Source organism: Lysobacter sp. Soil_N_23 (genome assembly GCF_057656135.1).
This window is the reverse complement of sequence record NZ_JBDGKY010000023.1, coordinates 1-15,396: the sequence shown is the minus strand read 5'-3', so window position 1 is coordinate 15,396 and position 15,396 is coordinate 1. Positions and strand designations below refer to the sequence as shown.

Annotated in this window: 12 protein-coding genes; 4 read left to right on the top strand and 8 right to left on the bottom strand. The window is 68.3% G+C overall.

Translation table 11 applies throughout. From position 1 onward, the window contains the following. Positions 1 to 130: 130 nt before the first annotated feature. On the bottom strand, positions 131 to 385 hold the full coding sequence (locus tag AC3A3X_RS15130) for a hypothetical protein (protein WP_487583850.1): 255 nt from the start codon (positions 383 to 385) through the stop codon (positions 131 to 133). Positions 386 to 664: 279 nt separating this feature from the next. Between AC3A3X_RS15130 and parE the strand changes: the two genes are divergently transcribed. Then, entirely contained in the window at positions 665 to 2,572 is a 1,908-nt protein-coding gene (gene parE / locus AC3A3X_RS15125; protein ID WP_487583849.1) for a DNA topoisomerase IV subunit B, read from the top strand. Positions 2,573 to 2,719: 147 nt separating this feature from the next. After that, positions 2,720 to 4,711 carry an alpha/beta hydrolase family protein gene (locus AC3A3X_RS15120; RefSeq protein ID WP_487583848.1) on the top strand — a complete coding sequence of 664 codons (1,992 nt, stop codon included), beginning with the start codon at positions 2,720 to 2,722 and terminating at the stop codon, positions 4,709 to 4,711. A 28-nt stretch (positions 4,712 to 4,739) separates the two neighbouring features. Here AC3A3X_RS15120 and AC3A3X_RS15115 read toward each other — a convergent pair whose 3' ends face one another. The 7 genes from AC3A3X_RS15115 to AC3A3X_RS15085 form a co-directional block, all read right to left on the bottom strand. Further along, the gene (locus AC3A3X_RS15115) at positions 4,740 to 5,993 is read right to left on the bottom strand and encodes a winged helix-turn-helix domain-containing protein (RefSeq protein WP_487583847.1); all 1,254 of its coding nucleotides are present in this window, start codon (positions 5,991 to 5,993) and stop codon (positions 4,740 to 4,742) included. 10 nt (positions 5,994 to 6,003) lie between these two features. Next, positions 6,004 to 6,792 (bottom strand): N-formylglutamate deformylase, encoded by a 789-nt coding sequence (gene hutG / locus AC3A3X_RS15110; RefSeq protein ID WP_487583846.1) that lies wholly within the window; start codon positions 6,790 to 6,792, stop codon positions 6,004 to 6,006. 140 nt (positions 6,793 to 6,932) lie between these two features. After that, positions 6,933 to 8,297 (bottom strand): glutathione-disulfide reductase, encoded by a 1,365-nt coding sequence (gene gorA, locus AC3A3X_RS15105; RefSeq protein ID WP_487583845.1) that lies wholly within the window; start codon positions 8,295 to 8,297, stop codon positions 6,933 to 6,935. Then, positions 8,294 to 9,550, bottom strand: a complete 1,257-nt coding sequence (locus tag AC3A3X_RS15100; protein WP_487583844.1) for an NAD(P)/FAD-dependent oxidoreductase — start codon at positions 9,548 to 9,550, stop codon at positions 8,294 to 8,296. Before AC3A3X_RS15100 ends, gorA begins: the two co-directional genes overlap by 4 nt. 100 nt (positions 9,551 to 9,650) lie before the next feature. Beyond that, positions 9,651 to 10,895: a DUF418 domain-containing protein gene (locus AC3A3X_RS15095; RefSeq protein WP_487583888.1), complete on the bottom strand. Its 1,245-nt coding sequence runs from the start codon at positions 10,893 to 10,895 to the stop codon at positions 9,651 to 9,653. Positions 10,896 to 10,915: 20 nt separating this feature from the next. Continuing rightward, positions 10,916 to 12,913, bottom strand: coding sequence for a serine hydrolase domain-containing protein (locus AC3A3X_RS15090; RefSeq protein WP_487583843.1), 1,998 nt, complete (start codon positions 12,911 to 12,913; stop codon positions 10,916 to 10,918). A gap of 263 nt (positions 12,914 to 13,176) precedes the next feature. After that, positions 13,177 to 13,656 carry an FKBP-type peptidyl-prolyl cis-trans isomerase gene (locus AC3A3X_RS15085; protein ID WP_487583842.1) on the bottom strand — a complete coding sequence of 160 codons (480 nt, stop codon included), beginning with the start codon at positions 13,654 to 13,656 and terminating at the stop codon, positions 13,177 to 13,179. An 86-nt stretch (positions 13,657 to 13,742) separates the two neighbouring features. Between AC3A3X_RS15085 and AC3A3X_RS15080 the strand changes: the two genes are divergently transcribed. Together AC3A3X_RS15080 and AC3A3X_RS15075 are read left to right on the top strand one after the other, a co-directional pair. Then, positions 13,743 to 14,315 carry a C40 family peptidase gene (locus AC3A3X_RS15080; RefSeq protein WP_487583841.1) on the top strand — a complete coding sequence of 191 codons (573 nt, stop codon included), beginning with the start codon at positions 13,743 to 13,745 and terminating at the stop codon, positions 14,313 to 14,315. A 231-nt stretch (positions 14,316 to 14,546) separates the two neighbouring features. Beyond that, positions 14,547 to 15,143, top strand: a complete 597-nt coding sequence (locus AC3A3X_RS15075; protein WP_487583840.1) for a C40 family peptidase — start codon at positions 14,547 to 14,549, stop codon at positions 15,141 to 15,143. Positions 15,144 to 15,396: the final 253 nt, after the last annotated feature.

Below are 15,396 nucleotides of genomic sequence, written 5' to 3'. Positions count from 1 at the left end.
ACAGGCTGCGCCGGTTTCCGGCGAGCCGTCCGGGCTCCGCAGGGCCGTTCAGATGCGCCGCGCGCGCCCAGAAACAGCGACGCCCCGGCAAGCCGGGGCGTCGCGGGTCAAACCTGTTGAGCCAGAAGACTCAGCGGTCGTCCTCTTCCTCGGGTTCGACCTCGGGGCGGGACTTGGACTTGTCGTTCTTGCCCTTGTTGGCGTCGCTCTGGCTCTTGCCGGCCTTGTCGGCCTTGCCGGACTGCGCTGCGTCGGCCTTCTGGGCCTGCGCGGCCTGTTCCTTGGCCTTGGCGTCGGCCTGGGCGTCCTGCTGCTGCGCGAATGCCAGCGGCGACGCCAGCATCGCGGCGATCAGGCTCGGGAGCAGTAGCTTGCGGGTATTCATGCGTAAGACCTCCTGGGGAACAGTAGCGACAGCGCCATCCATATTGCATAACGCGTCACGGGACGCGCGGTTGACGACCGGGCGACCCTAGCGGCGGCTTCCGTAGCCGGGACTGAACGGCCTGCGCGAAGTTGCCCCGGCAGGGTCGCCGTGCCTCGCAAAGATGCGGCCGGAACCCTGACGCTTCAAGGGCGCACCCCGTGCGCCGGACAGCGCGGTTGAATTTCCGGCGCTACGCGCAGACCATCCCCGCTCCTGCCCCCGCTGTCGTAGCCCCGAATGAGTTCCCGTTACAACGCAGCTGATATCGAAGTCCTGTCCGGGCTGGATCCGGTCAAGCGCCGCCCCGGCATGTACACCGACACCACGCGCCCGAACCATCTGGCGCAGGAAGTCATCGACAACGCGGTCGACGAGGCCCTGGCCGGCCACGCCCGCTTCATCGAGGTCACCCTGCACAGCGACGGCAGCTGCTCGGTCGGCGACGACGGCCGCGGCATGCCGGTGGACATCCACCCCGAGGAGAAGATCCCGGGCGTGGAACTGATCCTCACGCGCCTGCACGCCGGCGGCAAGTTCAGCAACAAGAACTACACCTTCTCCGGCGGCCTGCACGGCGTCGGCGTGAGCGTGGTCAATGCCCTGTCGACCCTGGTCGACGTGCGCATCAAGCGCGACGGCAACGAATACCGCATGACCTTCAAGGACGGCGATCGCGCCACGCCGCTGGAAGTGATCGGCACCGTCGGCAAGAAGAACACCGGCACGCGCGTGCACTTCTGGCCCGACCCGAAGTATTTCGACACGGCCAAGTTCAACCTGCGCTCGCTGCGCCACCTGCTGCGCGCCAAGGCCGTGCTGTGCCCGGGCCTGACGGTCCGCCTGTTTGATGAAGCCAGCGACGAGCGCAACGAGTGGTACTACGAGGACGGCCTGCGCGATTACCTGCGCGGCGAACTCAGCGACCGCGAATTGCTGCCTCCGGACCTGTTCGTCGGCAAGCTCAGCAAGGACACCGAGACCGCCGACTGGGCGGTGGCGTGGGTCCCGGAAGGCGAGCTGGTGCAGGAGAGCTACGTCAACCTGATCCCGACCGCGCAGCACGGCACCCACGTCAACGGTCTGCGCACCGGCTTCACCGATGCACTGCGCGAGTTCTGCGACTTCCGCAACCTGCTGCCGCGCGGCGTCAAGCTGGCGCCGGAAGACGTCTGGGATCGCGTCGCCTTCGTGCTCAGCATCAAGCTGACCGACCCGCAGTTCAGCGGCCAGACCAAGGAGCGGCTGTCGTCGCGCCAGGCCGCCGGCTTCGTCGAGGGCGCCGCGCACGACGCGTTCTCGCTGTGGCTCAACCAGCACACCGAGATGGGCGAGCGGATCGCGCAACTGGCGATCGAACGCGCCAGCGCGCGCCTGAAGACCGAGAAGCAGGTCGTCCGCAAGAAGGTCACCCAGGGCCCCGCCCTGCCCGGCAAGCTGGCCGACTGCAGCAGCCAGGACCTGTCGCGTACCGAGCTGTTCCTGGTGGAAGGCGACTCGGCCGGCGGCAGCGCGCGCCAGGCCCGCGACAAGGACTTCCAGGCGATCCTGCCGCTGCGCGGCAAGATCCTCAACACCTGGGAAGTCGCCTCCGGCAGCGTGCTGGCCTCGCAGGAAGTGCACGACCTGGCCGTTGCGATTGGCTGCGACCCGGGCAAGGACGACCTGTCGGGCCTGCGCTACGGCAAGGTCATCATCCTCGCCGACGCCGACTCCGACGGCCTGCACATCGCCACCCTGCTGACGGCGCTGTTCCTCAAGCATTTCCCGTCGCTGGTCTCGGCCGGGCATGTGTTCGTGGCGATGCCGCCGCTGTTCCGCGTCGACGTGGGCAAGCAGGTGTTCTATGCGCTGGACGAGGAAGAAAAGCGGATCCTGCTGGAGAAGATCGAGCGCGAGAAGGGCGACCGCAAGAAGGGCTTCAGCGGCCAGGTCAACACCACCCGCTTCAAGGGCCTGGGCGAGATGAATCCCTCGCAGTTGCGCGAGTCGACCATCCATCCAGACACCCGCCGCCTGGTTCAGCTGACCGTCGACGACAACACCGAAACCCACTCGCTGATGGACATGCTGCTGGCCAAGAAGCGCGCCGGCGACCGCAAGCAATGGCTGGAAACCAAGGGCGACCTGGCGACGCTGGAGGTCTGACCCGCTGGCCTGCTCGCTGTAGGAGCGAGCTTGCTCGCGACCAGGCGTGCCCGCAGAGGTGACGCAATATCGCGAGCAAGCTCGCTCCTACAGGTGCGTCGCAGGCGATATGCTTGGGCAATCGCCAGGCCTTGGGGAGGCCAACGGATGCACCGAGTCAGTCGCCGGCTAATCGCCGGTTTCGTATGGATGCTGCCTGTCGTGGCAGCGGCGCAAGTGGTTCCGGTGGAGGACTTCGCGCGCCACGTCGAAGTCCAGGAAGTGGCGTTGTCACCCGACGGGCGCAACGTCGCGATGTCCGTGCCGGTCGACGACGGCAATGAAACCCAGCTGTTGATCGTTCCGCTCGACGGCAGCGGCAAGACCCAGGCCCTTCGCTTCGGCAAGCGCCAGCACGTCAACAACATCATCTGGACCAGCCCGACCCGTGTGGTCGTGTCGCGCGCGAACATGGAACCGCTACGGGCGCGGCCGATCAGCCAGGGCGAGCTGGTCGCCACCGACATCGATGGCAAGAACCAGGAAATCCTGTTCGCCTACATCCCCGACGACGGCGTCGTCGGTGGACGGCGCAAGGACCAGGGCTGGGCCGAGATCGCCGACCTGGTGGAAAGCGAACCCGGCATCGCCATGGTCGACTTCACTGCCTGGCGCACGCGCCATGACGACGAGTACCAGCCAACCACTATTTTCCGCGTCGACACCGTCACCGGCGAACGCCGTCAGGTGGAGTTTTCGGAGGAAGCGGCAAGCTTCCAGTTCGACAGCAGGTCGCGTGCCCGCCTGCGCATCGTGACCCGGCCCGGCATGCAGAAGCCGGACCTGTTCTATCGACCGCGACCGACCGACAAGGAATGGACTGCCGTGCCGGCGAGCCTGGCCGGGCGCTCGATGTCCCTGTCCTACGTGGCCGATGACGACGACACCGCCTACGCGCTGATCTCCGACAAGGGCGAACCGGCCCAGCTCTACCGGGTCAGCCTGGCCAGCGGAACCCGCACGCGCGTGGCCGGCCGCGATGACATCGACATTGCCGGCCTGCTGTACGCCGGGCACCGCGGCGCGCCCTTCGGCGTCTACTACAACGCTGCGGCGCCGACGATCCAGTACCTGGATCCGTCGTCGGAGTGGGCGCGCCTGCACGCCGGTCTGATGAAAGCGTTCCCGGGCGAGCTGGTGTCGATGTACGACTTCAGCCACGACAACGACAAGGTCCTGTTCAGGACCTACAGCGACCGCAATCCGGGCGGCTACTACGTCTTCGATCGCAAGGCCGGCAAGATCCAGCTGGTCAACGAGGTCGAGCCGTGGATCAAGCCCGAGCGCATGGCGTCAGTGACGCCCGTCAGCTTCAAGACGCGCGACGGCATGACCCTGCATGGCTTCTACACGCCACCTTCGGGCGGCAAGGGCCCGCAGGCAATGGTGGTGATGCCGCACGGCGGTCCGCATGGGCCCTATGACACGTGGAGCTACGACAGCGACGTGCAGTTCCTCGCCAGCCGTGGTTATGCCGTGCTGCAGGTGAACTTCCGCGGCTCCGGTGGCCGTGGTGACACCTTCGAGTACGCCGGTTACCGCCAATGGGGCGGCACGATGATGGACGACATCGCCGACGGCGTGCGTTGGGCCATCGACAGCAAGCTCGCCGAGCCTGACCGCATCTGCACCTACGGCGCCAGCTTCGGCGGTTACGCCGCGCTGATGAATCCGATCCGCTATCCGGACCTGTACCGCTGCGCGATCGGCTCGATCGGCGTCTATGACCTGGCGCTGATGAAGAAGGTCGGCGACGTGCGCAGCAGCGAACAGGGCCGCGACTATCTCGACCAGGCACTGGGCACCGATCCGGTGGAACTGGCGGCCAACTCGCCGTCGCGCCATGCCGACAAGATCAAGGTGCCGGTCATGCTGTTCCAGGGCGCCGTCGACCGGCGCGTGCCCATGGAACAGTTCGACGCGATGGTCGCCGGCTTCCGCAAGGCCGGCGTCAAGGTCGACACGATGGTGGTCAAGGGCGAAGGCCATGGCTTCTACAAGCCGGAAAACCGCGCCGAGGTATACCGGCGCATCGAGGCCTTCCTCAACCAGAACATCGGTCCGGGTGCGGGCACGGCTTCGGCCGCCACTGCGAAATAGCGCGGGACTCGGCGCGGCGCGGTGCGCTTCAGCGCATCGCGGCGAGCTGCGCCCTCAGCATCCGCGCGAACGGGGCGGGGCGACAGCGCCCCAGCGTGACCCGCGGCGTCGCGTGCCAGCGCGCACAGTCGTCGATCGCGCGGGCCACGGATTGCGCCAGCGCATCGTCGGCGACGATGCCGTCCTCCAGGTACAGCGCCTTGACCTCGAACACGCCCTCGCGCCGATGCGCCTTGGCGTCCAGTCGGCCGACGAGGCGGTTGCCGACCAGGATCGGCAGCACGAAGTAGCCGTAGCGACGCTTGGGCTCGGGCGTGTAGCACTCCAGCGTGTAGTCGAAGCCGAAGAACTCGCTGGCGCGTTCGCGATCCCAGACCACCGGGTCGAACGGCGACAGCAGCGTGGCATGGGTGGGGCGCAGGCGGCCGGCTGCAGCCCGTGCCAGTTGCGGCGCCAGTTCCGGATGGACGTAGCCCGGCGCCGCCCAACCGCGCACCTCGACGCGCAGCAGCGCGCCCTCCTCCACCAGATCGTCCAGGTCGGCGTCGCGCAGGCGCGGTCGCAGGCGGTAGTAGTCGGCGATCCAGCGCGCCTGGGTGATGCCGAGCGCACGCACTGACTTGAGCAGCAGCTCGCGCCGCGCCAGCCCGGTGGGCACCGCGGCGCTGTTCCAGTCGGGCTGCACCTGGCCGATGACGCGCTCGGCGAGGTCGTAGACGCGGTGGAAGTTCTCGCGCCGGCTCACCATCAGCTCACCGAGGGCGAAGGCAGCTTCCAGCCACAGCTTTTCGTTCTTCCACTGCCACCAGCCGCCGCCGTTGCCGCTGCCGGCCTCGCGCTCGAAGTCGGCCGCCTTGACCGCACCGCGCTCGCGCACGTGCGCGAGCAGCTGCGCGATGTCGGCGCCGTGCTCGGCGTGGCGGCGGCGGGCGCTGCGGATCGCCCAGTGATGTTCGCGATGCTCGATCGCGCTGCGCAGCAGGGTGTAGTCGCCGACCGGCGCGAAACAGGCCTCGTGCGCCCAGGTCTCGAAGATGGCGCGCTGCGCCAGCAGTTCGTCGAGCCAATCGGCGCGATAGGCGCCGACGCGCGAGAACAGCACCAGGTACGGGCTGCGTGCGACGACGTGGATGGTGTCGATCTGCAGCAGCTGCATGCGCGCGATCGCCGCGAGCAGGTCGCTCTTGCGTGCCCGTGCGCGCGGGCGCGCGCCCAGGCCCTGCGCGGCCAGATGCAGCGCGCGCGCCTGCGCCGGCGCCAGCACCATGACGGCGCCGGTCACGCCGCCGCCTTCATGGCTTCAGCGTTGCCTGCAGCAGGGCCGTCAGCAGCTTGCGCAGATGCGCGGCCTTGCCGGCATCAAAGGCAAAGCTGTCCTCGTCCATGTAGTTGCGCTGGCTGATCTCCATCTGCACCGCGTCGATGCCGCGCGCCGGCTCGCCATAGTGGCGAGTGATGTAACCGCCCTTGAAGCGCCCGTTGACGATGAAGTCGTATTCGTCTTGCGCGGCCAGCACCGACTCGAGCCGGTGCTGCAGCGCCGGCGAACAGCTGGCGCCGGCGGAGGTGCCCAGGTTGAGGTCGGGCAGTCGTCCTTCGAACAGGAACGGCAGGTCGCTGCCACGGATCGAGTGCCCTTCCCACAGCACCACGCGGCCGTGCTCGCCGTGGATGCGGTCGAGCTCGCTGCGCAGTGCCTCATGGTACGGGCGCCAGTAGGTGTCCACGCGCTGTGCGATTTCCGCGGGCGACGGCGCCTGGCCTTCCAGGTACACCGGCTCGCCGGTGAACTGCACTGCGGGGCACAGGCCCGTGGTGTTCTGGCCGGGGTACAGCGAGGTGTCGTCGGGGGGACGGTTGAGGTCGACGACGTAGCGCGAATGCCGCGGTACGATCACCGACGCGCCCAGTTCGCGGGCGAAATCGTAGAGGATCGACACGTGCCAGTCGGTGTCCGGTGCCACGCGTGCGCGCTCGGTCATGCGCTCGGCCAGCGGCTGCGGAATATGGCTGCCATCGTGCGGGAGGCTGACCAGCAGCGGGGCGGTGCCGCGATGCAGGGTGTAGATGTCGGCGCTCATTCTCGGTATCCCGTTGTCGTTTCCCATTGTCGTTGCGAACGGGGAAATTGTCGTTCCGAACGCAGTGAGGAACCTGCTTCCGCTTCTGCTTCTGCACTCAACAGCGCAAAGCAGGTCCCTCGCTTCGCTCGGGACGACAGTCAGCGCATCAGCACCACTTCCTCGGCGCTGGTCGGGTGGATGGCCACGGTCTCGCGCAGGTCCTGCAGGGTGATGCCACGCTTGAGGGCGACGGCGAAGCCCTGCAGGATCTCGTCGGCGGCCTCGCCCATCAGATGGATCCCGATCACGCGGCGCTCCTCGCCCACGCAGACCAGCTTGAACAGGCTGCGCTGCGGCACGTCGGCCAGCGCGTACAGCATCGGCCGGAACGCGGCGCGATAGACATGCACGGCCTCGCTGCCGTGCTCGGCGCGCGCATCGGCCTCGGTCAACCCGACCTGGCCGAACGGCGGATGCGAGAACACCACGGTCGGGATATCGCGCTGGTCGAGCACGGCCTGGCTGCCCCCGTAGACGCGGTCCATCAGGCGACGCGCGGCGGCAATCGCGACCGGTGTCAGCTGCGCGTTGGCGGTGATGTCGCCCACGGCATACACGCCTTCGACACTCGTTTCATGGCGCTCGTTGACTGCGATATAGCCTTCCGCATCGGTGGCCACACCCACGGCCTCCAGACCCATGCGCTCGCTGTTGGGACGGCGCCCGGTGGCGAACAGCACTGCATCGAAGCGATCGCTGGCGCTGCCATCGGCGCCGCGCAGGCGCACGCCGCCGCTGTCTGCCTCGACCGCGACCAGGCGCTGGTCGAAGCGCAGGCGCACGCCGGACTGGCGATAGTCCTCCGTGAGTTGCTCGACCACGTCGTGATCGAACCCTCTGAGCAGGTGCGAACCGCGCACGTACATCTCGACCCGGCTGCACAGCGCCTGCAGCACCCCGGCCAGTTCCACTGCGATGTAACCGCCGCCGACAATCGCCACGCGCCCGGGCGCGGCGCGCCACTGGAAGAAGTCGTCGGACACGACCCCCAGATCGGCGCCGGGAATCTCCGGTCGCTCCGGCCGTCCGCCGGTGGCGATCAGCAGGTGGCGGGCCCGCAGCCGCGTCCCGTTCTCGCATTCGACCGTGCGCGCATCGACCAGGTGCGCGCGCATCGGCGCCAGCACGATGCCGGCCGCGTCCAGGCGGCGACGGTAGCTGGCGTGGATGCCTTCGATGTAGCGCTCGCGGTGGACGATGAACTCGGGCCAGTTCAGCGCTGCCGGTTGCACCGGAAAACCCAGCGTCGGCGCGAGCTTGAGCTTCGATGCCATCTCCGCGGCCAGCCACATCGCCTTCTTCGGCACGCAGCCGACATTGACGCAGGTGCCGCCGAGCAGGTGCGGTTCGAGCAGCGCCACGCGCGCGCCGTGTTCGGCGGCGCGGAAGGCGCCTGCCAGGCCACCGGATCCGCCCCCGATCACGATGAGGTCGAATTCGCTGGTGGCCGGCCGGGTGTTCATTCGAATCGCTCGATGCGGAAGGGCGCAGGATCGATCGCCGGATCACGCCCGGCGATCAGGTCGGCGACCAGTTGGCCGGTCGCCGCGCTCATGCTGACGCCCATCATGCCGTGACCGGTCGCCAACCAGATGTGATCACGCCCCGGCACCGGGCCGATGATCGGTACGTCGTCGCAGCTCATCGGGCGCCAGCCGAACCACTGTTCCTGCTTCTGCGCGCCGACGGGTTCGTGCAGGTACTCGCCGGCGCCACGCTCCAGCGCCGCCAGGCGGCGCGGATTGAGGCTGTCGTCAAAGCCGCTGAATTCCATGGTGCTGCCCAGGCGGTATCCGCTGCCCCACGCCGTCACGCAGACCTGGCGTTCGCGCAGCACGAGCGGGCGTTTGGGCACCAGAGCGGGCGATGAATAGGTGATCGAGTAGCCCTTGCCCGGTTGCATGGTCCGCTTCAGTGCCGGCGCGCCGATGGCATCGGCCAGCTTCGCCGACCAGGCGCCCAGCGCCATGACCACCTCGCCTGCCAGCAGCCGGCCCTGCCCGGTGGTCACGCGCACGCCGCCCTGCTCGGCCACGGCGCCGACGAATGCGCAGTTCTCGACGATGCTGCCGCCACGCGCGCGGACCACGCGCGCCAGCTCGGCGACGTAGCGGTCCGGACGCAGCACCGCATCGCCGTTGAAGCGGATCGCGCCGGCCAGGCCGGGCTTGAGCGCCGGCTCGATCGCCTCGTAGGCACGGCCGTCGACGATATCGACGGCGACGCCCAGTTCGCGCAGCAAACCGACCTCTTCGAGCGTGTGCTCGAAATAGTCCTGGGTGCGGAAGATGTAGTCCTCGCCGGACGGGGCGAACTCGCACGCCAGCGAATACTGCTCGACCCACTGCGCCAGTCGCGCGCGCGAGTCGTTGAGGATCGCCGACTTGGCCACCGCGCTGGCGCGCCAGTCGCGCTCGTTGCAGCGCAGGGCGAAGCGCAACAGCCATGACCACAGGCGCGGGTCGAAGCGCGGCGGGACGTACAGCGGCGCATCCGGGGTCAACATCCAGCGCAGTGCCTTGAGCACTACACCGGGCGCAGCCAGCGGCGGCGCATGACTGGGCGTGATCGTGCCGCAATTGCCGTGCGAGCTGCCGCCGCCGATGCGACCGGCGTCGATCACGCGCACGCTTCGACCGGTTTCCAGCAGGGCCAGGGCGCAGGCCAGGCCGATCACGCCGGCGCCAACGATCAGGACATCTTCGCGTTGTTCCATGGAGGCAAGTTTAGTCGTTCGGGTGGGCTCGGCCATCAGACGAAGGTCTTCTCGATTGTTGTGTTCTGAACGCGTTGTGTTTGCAGCCCCTGCGCGTTGCTCAGCGCGCCCGCATTGGCGGAAACCGCCCGTACGTCCATGCCCGCCAGAGCCACTCTGCCGGGCCGTAACGGAAGTACGCCAGCCAGGCCCGGCTGAGCAGCACCTGCAGCGCGAATCCCACCACCACGCCGGCGACCTGCCAGCGCCGGGGCACGCTGCCCCACAGGCCCAGCCCATGGCCATGGAACAGCCAGGTACCGACCAGCGACTGCAGCAGATAGTTGCTGAGTGCCATCCGGCCGGCGGGTGCGAGCAGGCCGAGCACGCGAGCACCCACGGCCGTCTGCAGCGCGCCGACGACCAGCGCCAGGTAACCCAGGCTCAGCAGCGGACTGGCGACCAGCATCACCGCCATCGCCAGCATCGCGCGCGCGCTGTCTTCCTTCCAGTCCAGGTGCACCGTCACCGTCGCGCTCAGCAAGGCCAGCGCCAGTCCGGCCGGAAGGGCGAAGCGACGCAGGCGGCGGTACAGCACCGCGTGCGCGGCCGGGTCGGCGATCGCGCCGCTGCGAAGTAGCCACGCACCGATCAGGAAGATGCCGAGGGCGAAACACTCGAACACCAGCATTTCCGGGATGTGGGCCAGCAGGTAACGCGCGCGGACCACGGTCGCCTGCCACCACGAGCCGGTGGAATAGGCCGCGATCTCCGCCGCACGCGCGGCCTGTTCGGCGGCGTCCCGCGCGGCATCGACGTGGTCACCCGCGCTCGACCCGGCTGCTTGCATGGCCAGCATGACCGCTGACATCAACAGCAGGCCCAGCACCGGCGCACCGTACAGCAGCGCTCCCAGGCGCCCCTGCTTCTGTGGCGATGCATCGCGGAACAGCAACAACAGCAGCGCGCCGATGGCGTAGGTGACGAGGATGTCGCCGGCCCAGATCGCCAGCGCATGCACCAGGCCGATGACCAGCAGGCCAAGGCTGCGGCGCACGTACAGTTTCGAGAAACCGCCGCCGGCCGCCTGCGCGCGCGTGGCCATCAGCGCGAAGCCCATGCCGAACAGCAGCGAGAACAGGATCCAGAACTTGCCCTGCACGAACACGTAGATCAGCCACGACAGGGCGTAGTCGACTCCGCGCTGCGCCGGATCGACGCCGGTGCCGACATCGGCCAGCGGCCGGCCGAAGTACTCGACGTTCATCAGCGCGATGCCGAACAGCGCGAACCCGCGCAGGACATCGAGCGTGTGAAGACGTTGGCGCGCATCGACTGGCGCCAGCGCAGCCGCCTCGGCGGGCAGACGCAGCACGGACAATCTCCTCAGAGTTTCCAGCCGACCATGTTCCAGGACCACATCAGCACCGCGGCGAAGGCGAAGATCGCGACGGCGCTGGTGTGCCGCAGCTTCCGCCAGAAGCCCCAGGTGCGTGCCCGCCAGGCCGGCCACAGGTGCACGATGCACACCGCCGTCAGCAGCATGACCGGCAGCGCCCACCACAGCGCCAGCCGCAGCGGCAAGCCCGGGTAGCTGAACATCAACGCATTGCCCCCCTGGACGATGCCGACGGCAGCGACGGCCAGCAACACCGCCAGCACCAGCCATGCCGCCGCGGTGATGTACAGCCATTGCGCGCTGCGCATCGCCGCCATCGCCTCGCCGTTGCGGCGCTTCCAGCGCCGCATCCAGGCGCCGGTGATGACCGCCAGCGCGGTCAGCGCCGCCAGCACGATCAGTGCGATCAGCAGTTGCGAATCCTCCAGCGTGCCGGCGCGGTCGTAGACGTCGTGCCCACCGGGGCTGACGAAACCGGTGATCGCACCGTCCTGGCCAACGAGGAAGGCCAGGCGCCCCGGCCCCTGCAGGGCGCGGAACACATGCGGCTTCTCTTCGACCCAGCGCGAGCTTTCGCCACCGCTGGTCAGGGTCAGGTAACCGTCATCCGTGACCGCGACGGTGGCGGCACTGGCCAGCAGCAGCTTCTCGAAGCCCAGGAACGGGCGGCGTTCGCCCAGGTACTTGCCGGCGTAGACCAGGCCGCGCGTGGCGAAGTCCTTCGGCGGCGCCGGAAGTTCGGCGTCGCGGGCACGCGGGAAGTAGCGCTGCAGCAGCAACTGCGGCAGTTCCGCGGCGAGTCGCGCGCCGTTGTCGGTATTGGTCGAGACGAACACGCCGAAGCCCAGTTCCGGCACCGCCACCAGGTTGGAGTGGAAATACAACGTCGCCCCGCCGTGCTCCAGGCTCTGCACCTGGCCGTAGCGCTTGCGGAAGAAGCCATAGGCGAAGCCGGTGGCATCGGGTGCGTTGCGGAACAGCGGTTCGCCTTCCAGGCGCGCGAAGGCCGCGGCCGGGACGATCTGACGGCCGTCGAGTTGGCCGCGATTGACCAGCATCGTCAGATAGCGCGCCATGTCGGCGGCGTTGCTGGAGACGCTGCCGGCCGGCGCGATCTGCGCGATGTACTCGAACGGCTCGCTGGTATAGCCGCCGCCTTCGCGTTTGAAACCCTGTGACCACAGCCCCTGGAAGCGCGCATCGGCACTGCGCGCGTCGCCCTGTCCGAGCGGCTCGCGGAAGGTGGTCAGCGGCATGCCCATCGGCTCGAACAGGTCGCGCTCGGCCAGTGTCTCGAACGGCACGTCGTTGACGCGCGCCAGCACGGCCCCGAGCAGCGCCAGCGAATAGTTCGAGTAGACCGCGTGCGTGCCCGGCGCCCGCACCCGCGCCGGGCGGTGATTGAGCAGGTAGTCGTGCAGGCTCAGCGAACGCTCCGGCGCGCTGGCGAACAGGTGACCGAGCGCGGTGTCCTCGTAGCCGGCGCTGTGGGTGAGCAGGTGGCGCACCAGCACCGGCGGATAGCCGTCATCGGGCAGGCGCAGGTCGGCCGGCAGGTAATCGTTGACCGGCGCATCCAGCGACAGCTTGCCGGTGTCGATGAGCTTGAGCGCTTCCAGGTAGGTGAAGGTCTTGGATACCGACCCGACGCGGAACAGCGTGCGCGCGGGATCGACATCGCGATGCGGCGACTGCGCGGCCATGCCGTAGCCACGCAGCAACAGCGGCCCCTGCTGGTCGACCACGGCAACGGTGACGCCGGCGATGCCGAGGCGGCGCATGTAGCCCTCGATGACGCCATCGACATAGGCCGACAGGTCGGCGGCATCGACCGCGCGCGGCGGTGGCGGCGCGACTGCATCGGCGGCCGTGGCTGTAGTGGCAGGCAAGGCGCCTTGTGGCGGAGCGGCATTCGCGATCGCGACTGCGCCCATTGCCAGAGCCAGCGCGACTACCCGCGCCCAGTGCAAGCCAGTTGCCGCCATCGACGCACCCCTCCCCAGGAGAAGCGCCGATTAAAGCATGCGCATGGTGGGCAAGGGCAAAGTCGAAATGGATCCCGGCGTTCGCCGGGATGACGGTGACGTGTCTGCTGGGGTACGGGCCTGGGTCCCGGCGTTCGCCGGGACGACGGTGACGGGAACTGATGTGGTGCGGGCCTGGGTCCCGGCGTACGCCGGGACGACGGGCAAACGAAAACGGCCCGCTTGCGCGGGCCGTTGGTTCTCGCTGAAGGGAACTCAGCAGATCAGTGCTGATGACCACCTTCACCGTGGACATGACCGTGCTCGACCTCTTCCGCCGAAGCCTCGCGCACCTCCACTACTTCGATCGCGAAATGCAGATCCTTGCCGGCCATCGGATGGTTGAGATCGACGTCGACCACGCTCATGCCGACCTTCTGGATCGTGACAGCGCGCGGACCGAAGTTGGTCGGCAGCACCGCCTGCATGCCCGGCTCCAGGCGCGCACCCTGGAAATGCTTCTTCGGCACGCGCTGGGTCAGACCCTCGCGGCGCTCGCCATAGGCATCTACCGCGGCGACGTCGACTTCGAACTTGTCGCCGGCGACATGGCCTTCCATCGCCTTCTCCAGGCCCGGGATGATGTTGCCGTGGCCGATCAGGATCGCCAGCGGCTCGCGGCCCTCCGAACTTTCAAGCGTCTCCTGGCCCTGCTCGGAAACGGAGTAGTGGAAAAGGACGACGCGATCTTTCTCGATATTCATTGCAGGGAGCTCGGCATGATGTGCCGCCGACACGGCAGCAGGGGGCAGCGACGGCTTGACCGTCGGCAACATGAACGGCCAAGCTAATGGCCGTGACGAAAGCGCCGCATTATCCCGGCAACACCGCCCCCGCGCCACTGCGCGGAGCGCGCACCATTTCCCTCGTGCTGCTGTGCCTGGCCCTCGCCGCCTGCGGTGGCGGCCACCAGACCGTGCGCCAGTCGCGACCGCCGGCCCGTTCGTGGCCTGCGGTGCAACCCCAGGACCCGGTCGCCGCCAATGCGGTGCTGATGCGGGCGATCAGCCTGGTCGGCACCCCCTACCGGTACGGCGGCAACACGCCCGAAGGCGGCTTCGACTGCAGCGGACTGGTCAATTATGTCTACCGCGACATGCTCGACCTGCGCCTGCCGCGCACCTCGCGCGACCTGGCCAGCTTCCAGGGCCCGCGGATCGTCCCCGACCGCCTCGCCGCCGGCGACCTGGTGTTCTTTGGCCAGGGCGGCAACGTCAGCCACGTCGGCATATATGTAGGCGAAGGCCGCTTCGTGCATGCGCCCAGCACCGGCGGAACCGTCCGCCTGGACACCCTGGACGGCAGCTACTGGCGTGACCACTACAGCGGCGCCAAGCGTGTGCTGAACCAGGCAGTTCAGTAACTTTCCTGAACGGGGACGTGGACTTAGCGGTGGCATGATTTGTGACCATCCACAGCCGTCTTAATGACTTTTTAACGAAAAATAAACCCAATCCACGGGTTTGGCAGGCATGATCCCCGGGGTCGACGACTTCGTGATGACCGCGTGACGCTCAACCCGCCCCGCCCCGGCCAAGCCGCCGTAACCTACCGCCGCCCCTTCCGGGCGCGCGTGCAATTCTTCCTCGCCGCCATGCTGGCCGTACTGGCCGCGCCGGCGTTCGCCCAGCAGATGCCGTCGTCGTCGCTGGCCGCCGATTCGGCCGACGCGCCGGCCGCCGCCACCAGCACCATGCTGCCCGAAGCGATGGGCCTGTCCGATCGCGCCCTGCTGCTGGCTACCGACCTCAACCGCCTGTTCGCCCCGGGTGCCGTAGACGCCGCCGCGTCCGTGCCGCCGGCACAACAGGGCAAGATCGCCACCGTACTGCAGCGCGCGATGGCCCTGCTCGGCACCCCGTACCGCTGGGGCGGCACCGATCCCAACAAGGGCTTTGATTGCAGTGGCCTGGTCGGCTACGTGTTCCGCAACGCCTTGGGCATCGACCTGCCGCGCGTCTCGCGCGAAATGGCCAAGAGCGGCGAACTGGTCACCGACCGCGCCAAGCTCAGCGCCGGCGACCTGGTGTTCTTCGGCCGTCGCGGCCGCGTCGACCATGTCGGCATCTACGTCGGCGAAGGCCGCTTCGTGCACGCACCCAGCCGCGGCAAGGACGTCCAGGTGTCGAGCATGGACACCGGCTACTGGAGCGGCAAGTTCATGCAGGCGCGCCGCCTCGACGGCATCTGAGCCGCGCGACAACACGCATTCCGAAAGGCCGCCTCAGGGCGGCCTTTTTTGTGGCCGCGTCGAGCGACGTCCCTGGGTTCCCGCCTTCGCGGGAATGACGGGTTTCTTTAGCCCCTCTCCCGCTTGCGGGAGAGGGGTTGGGGTGAGGGCCGCCGAAGACCGTGCAACGAATTGCTGGAGCGTCGTTCGACGGGCTGGGGATTGCTCCGCAGCGGGACATGGATGTCCCGCGCCCCGCATTCGGACAGGATGT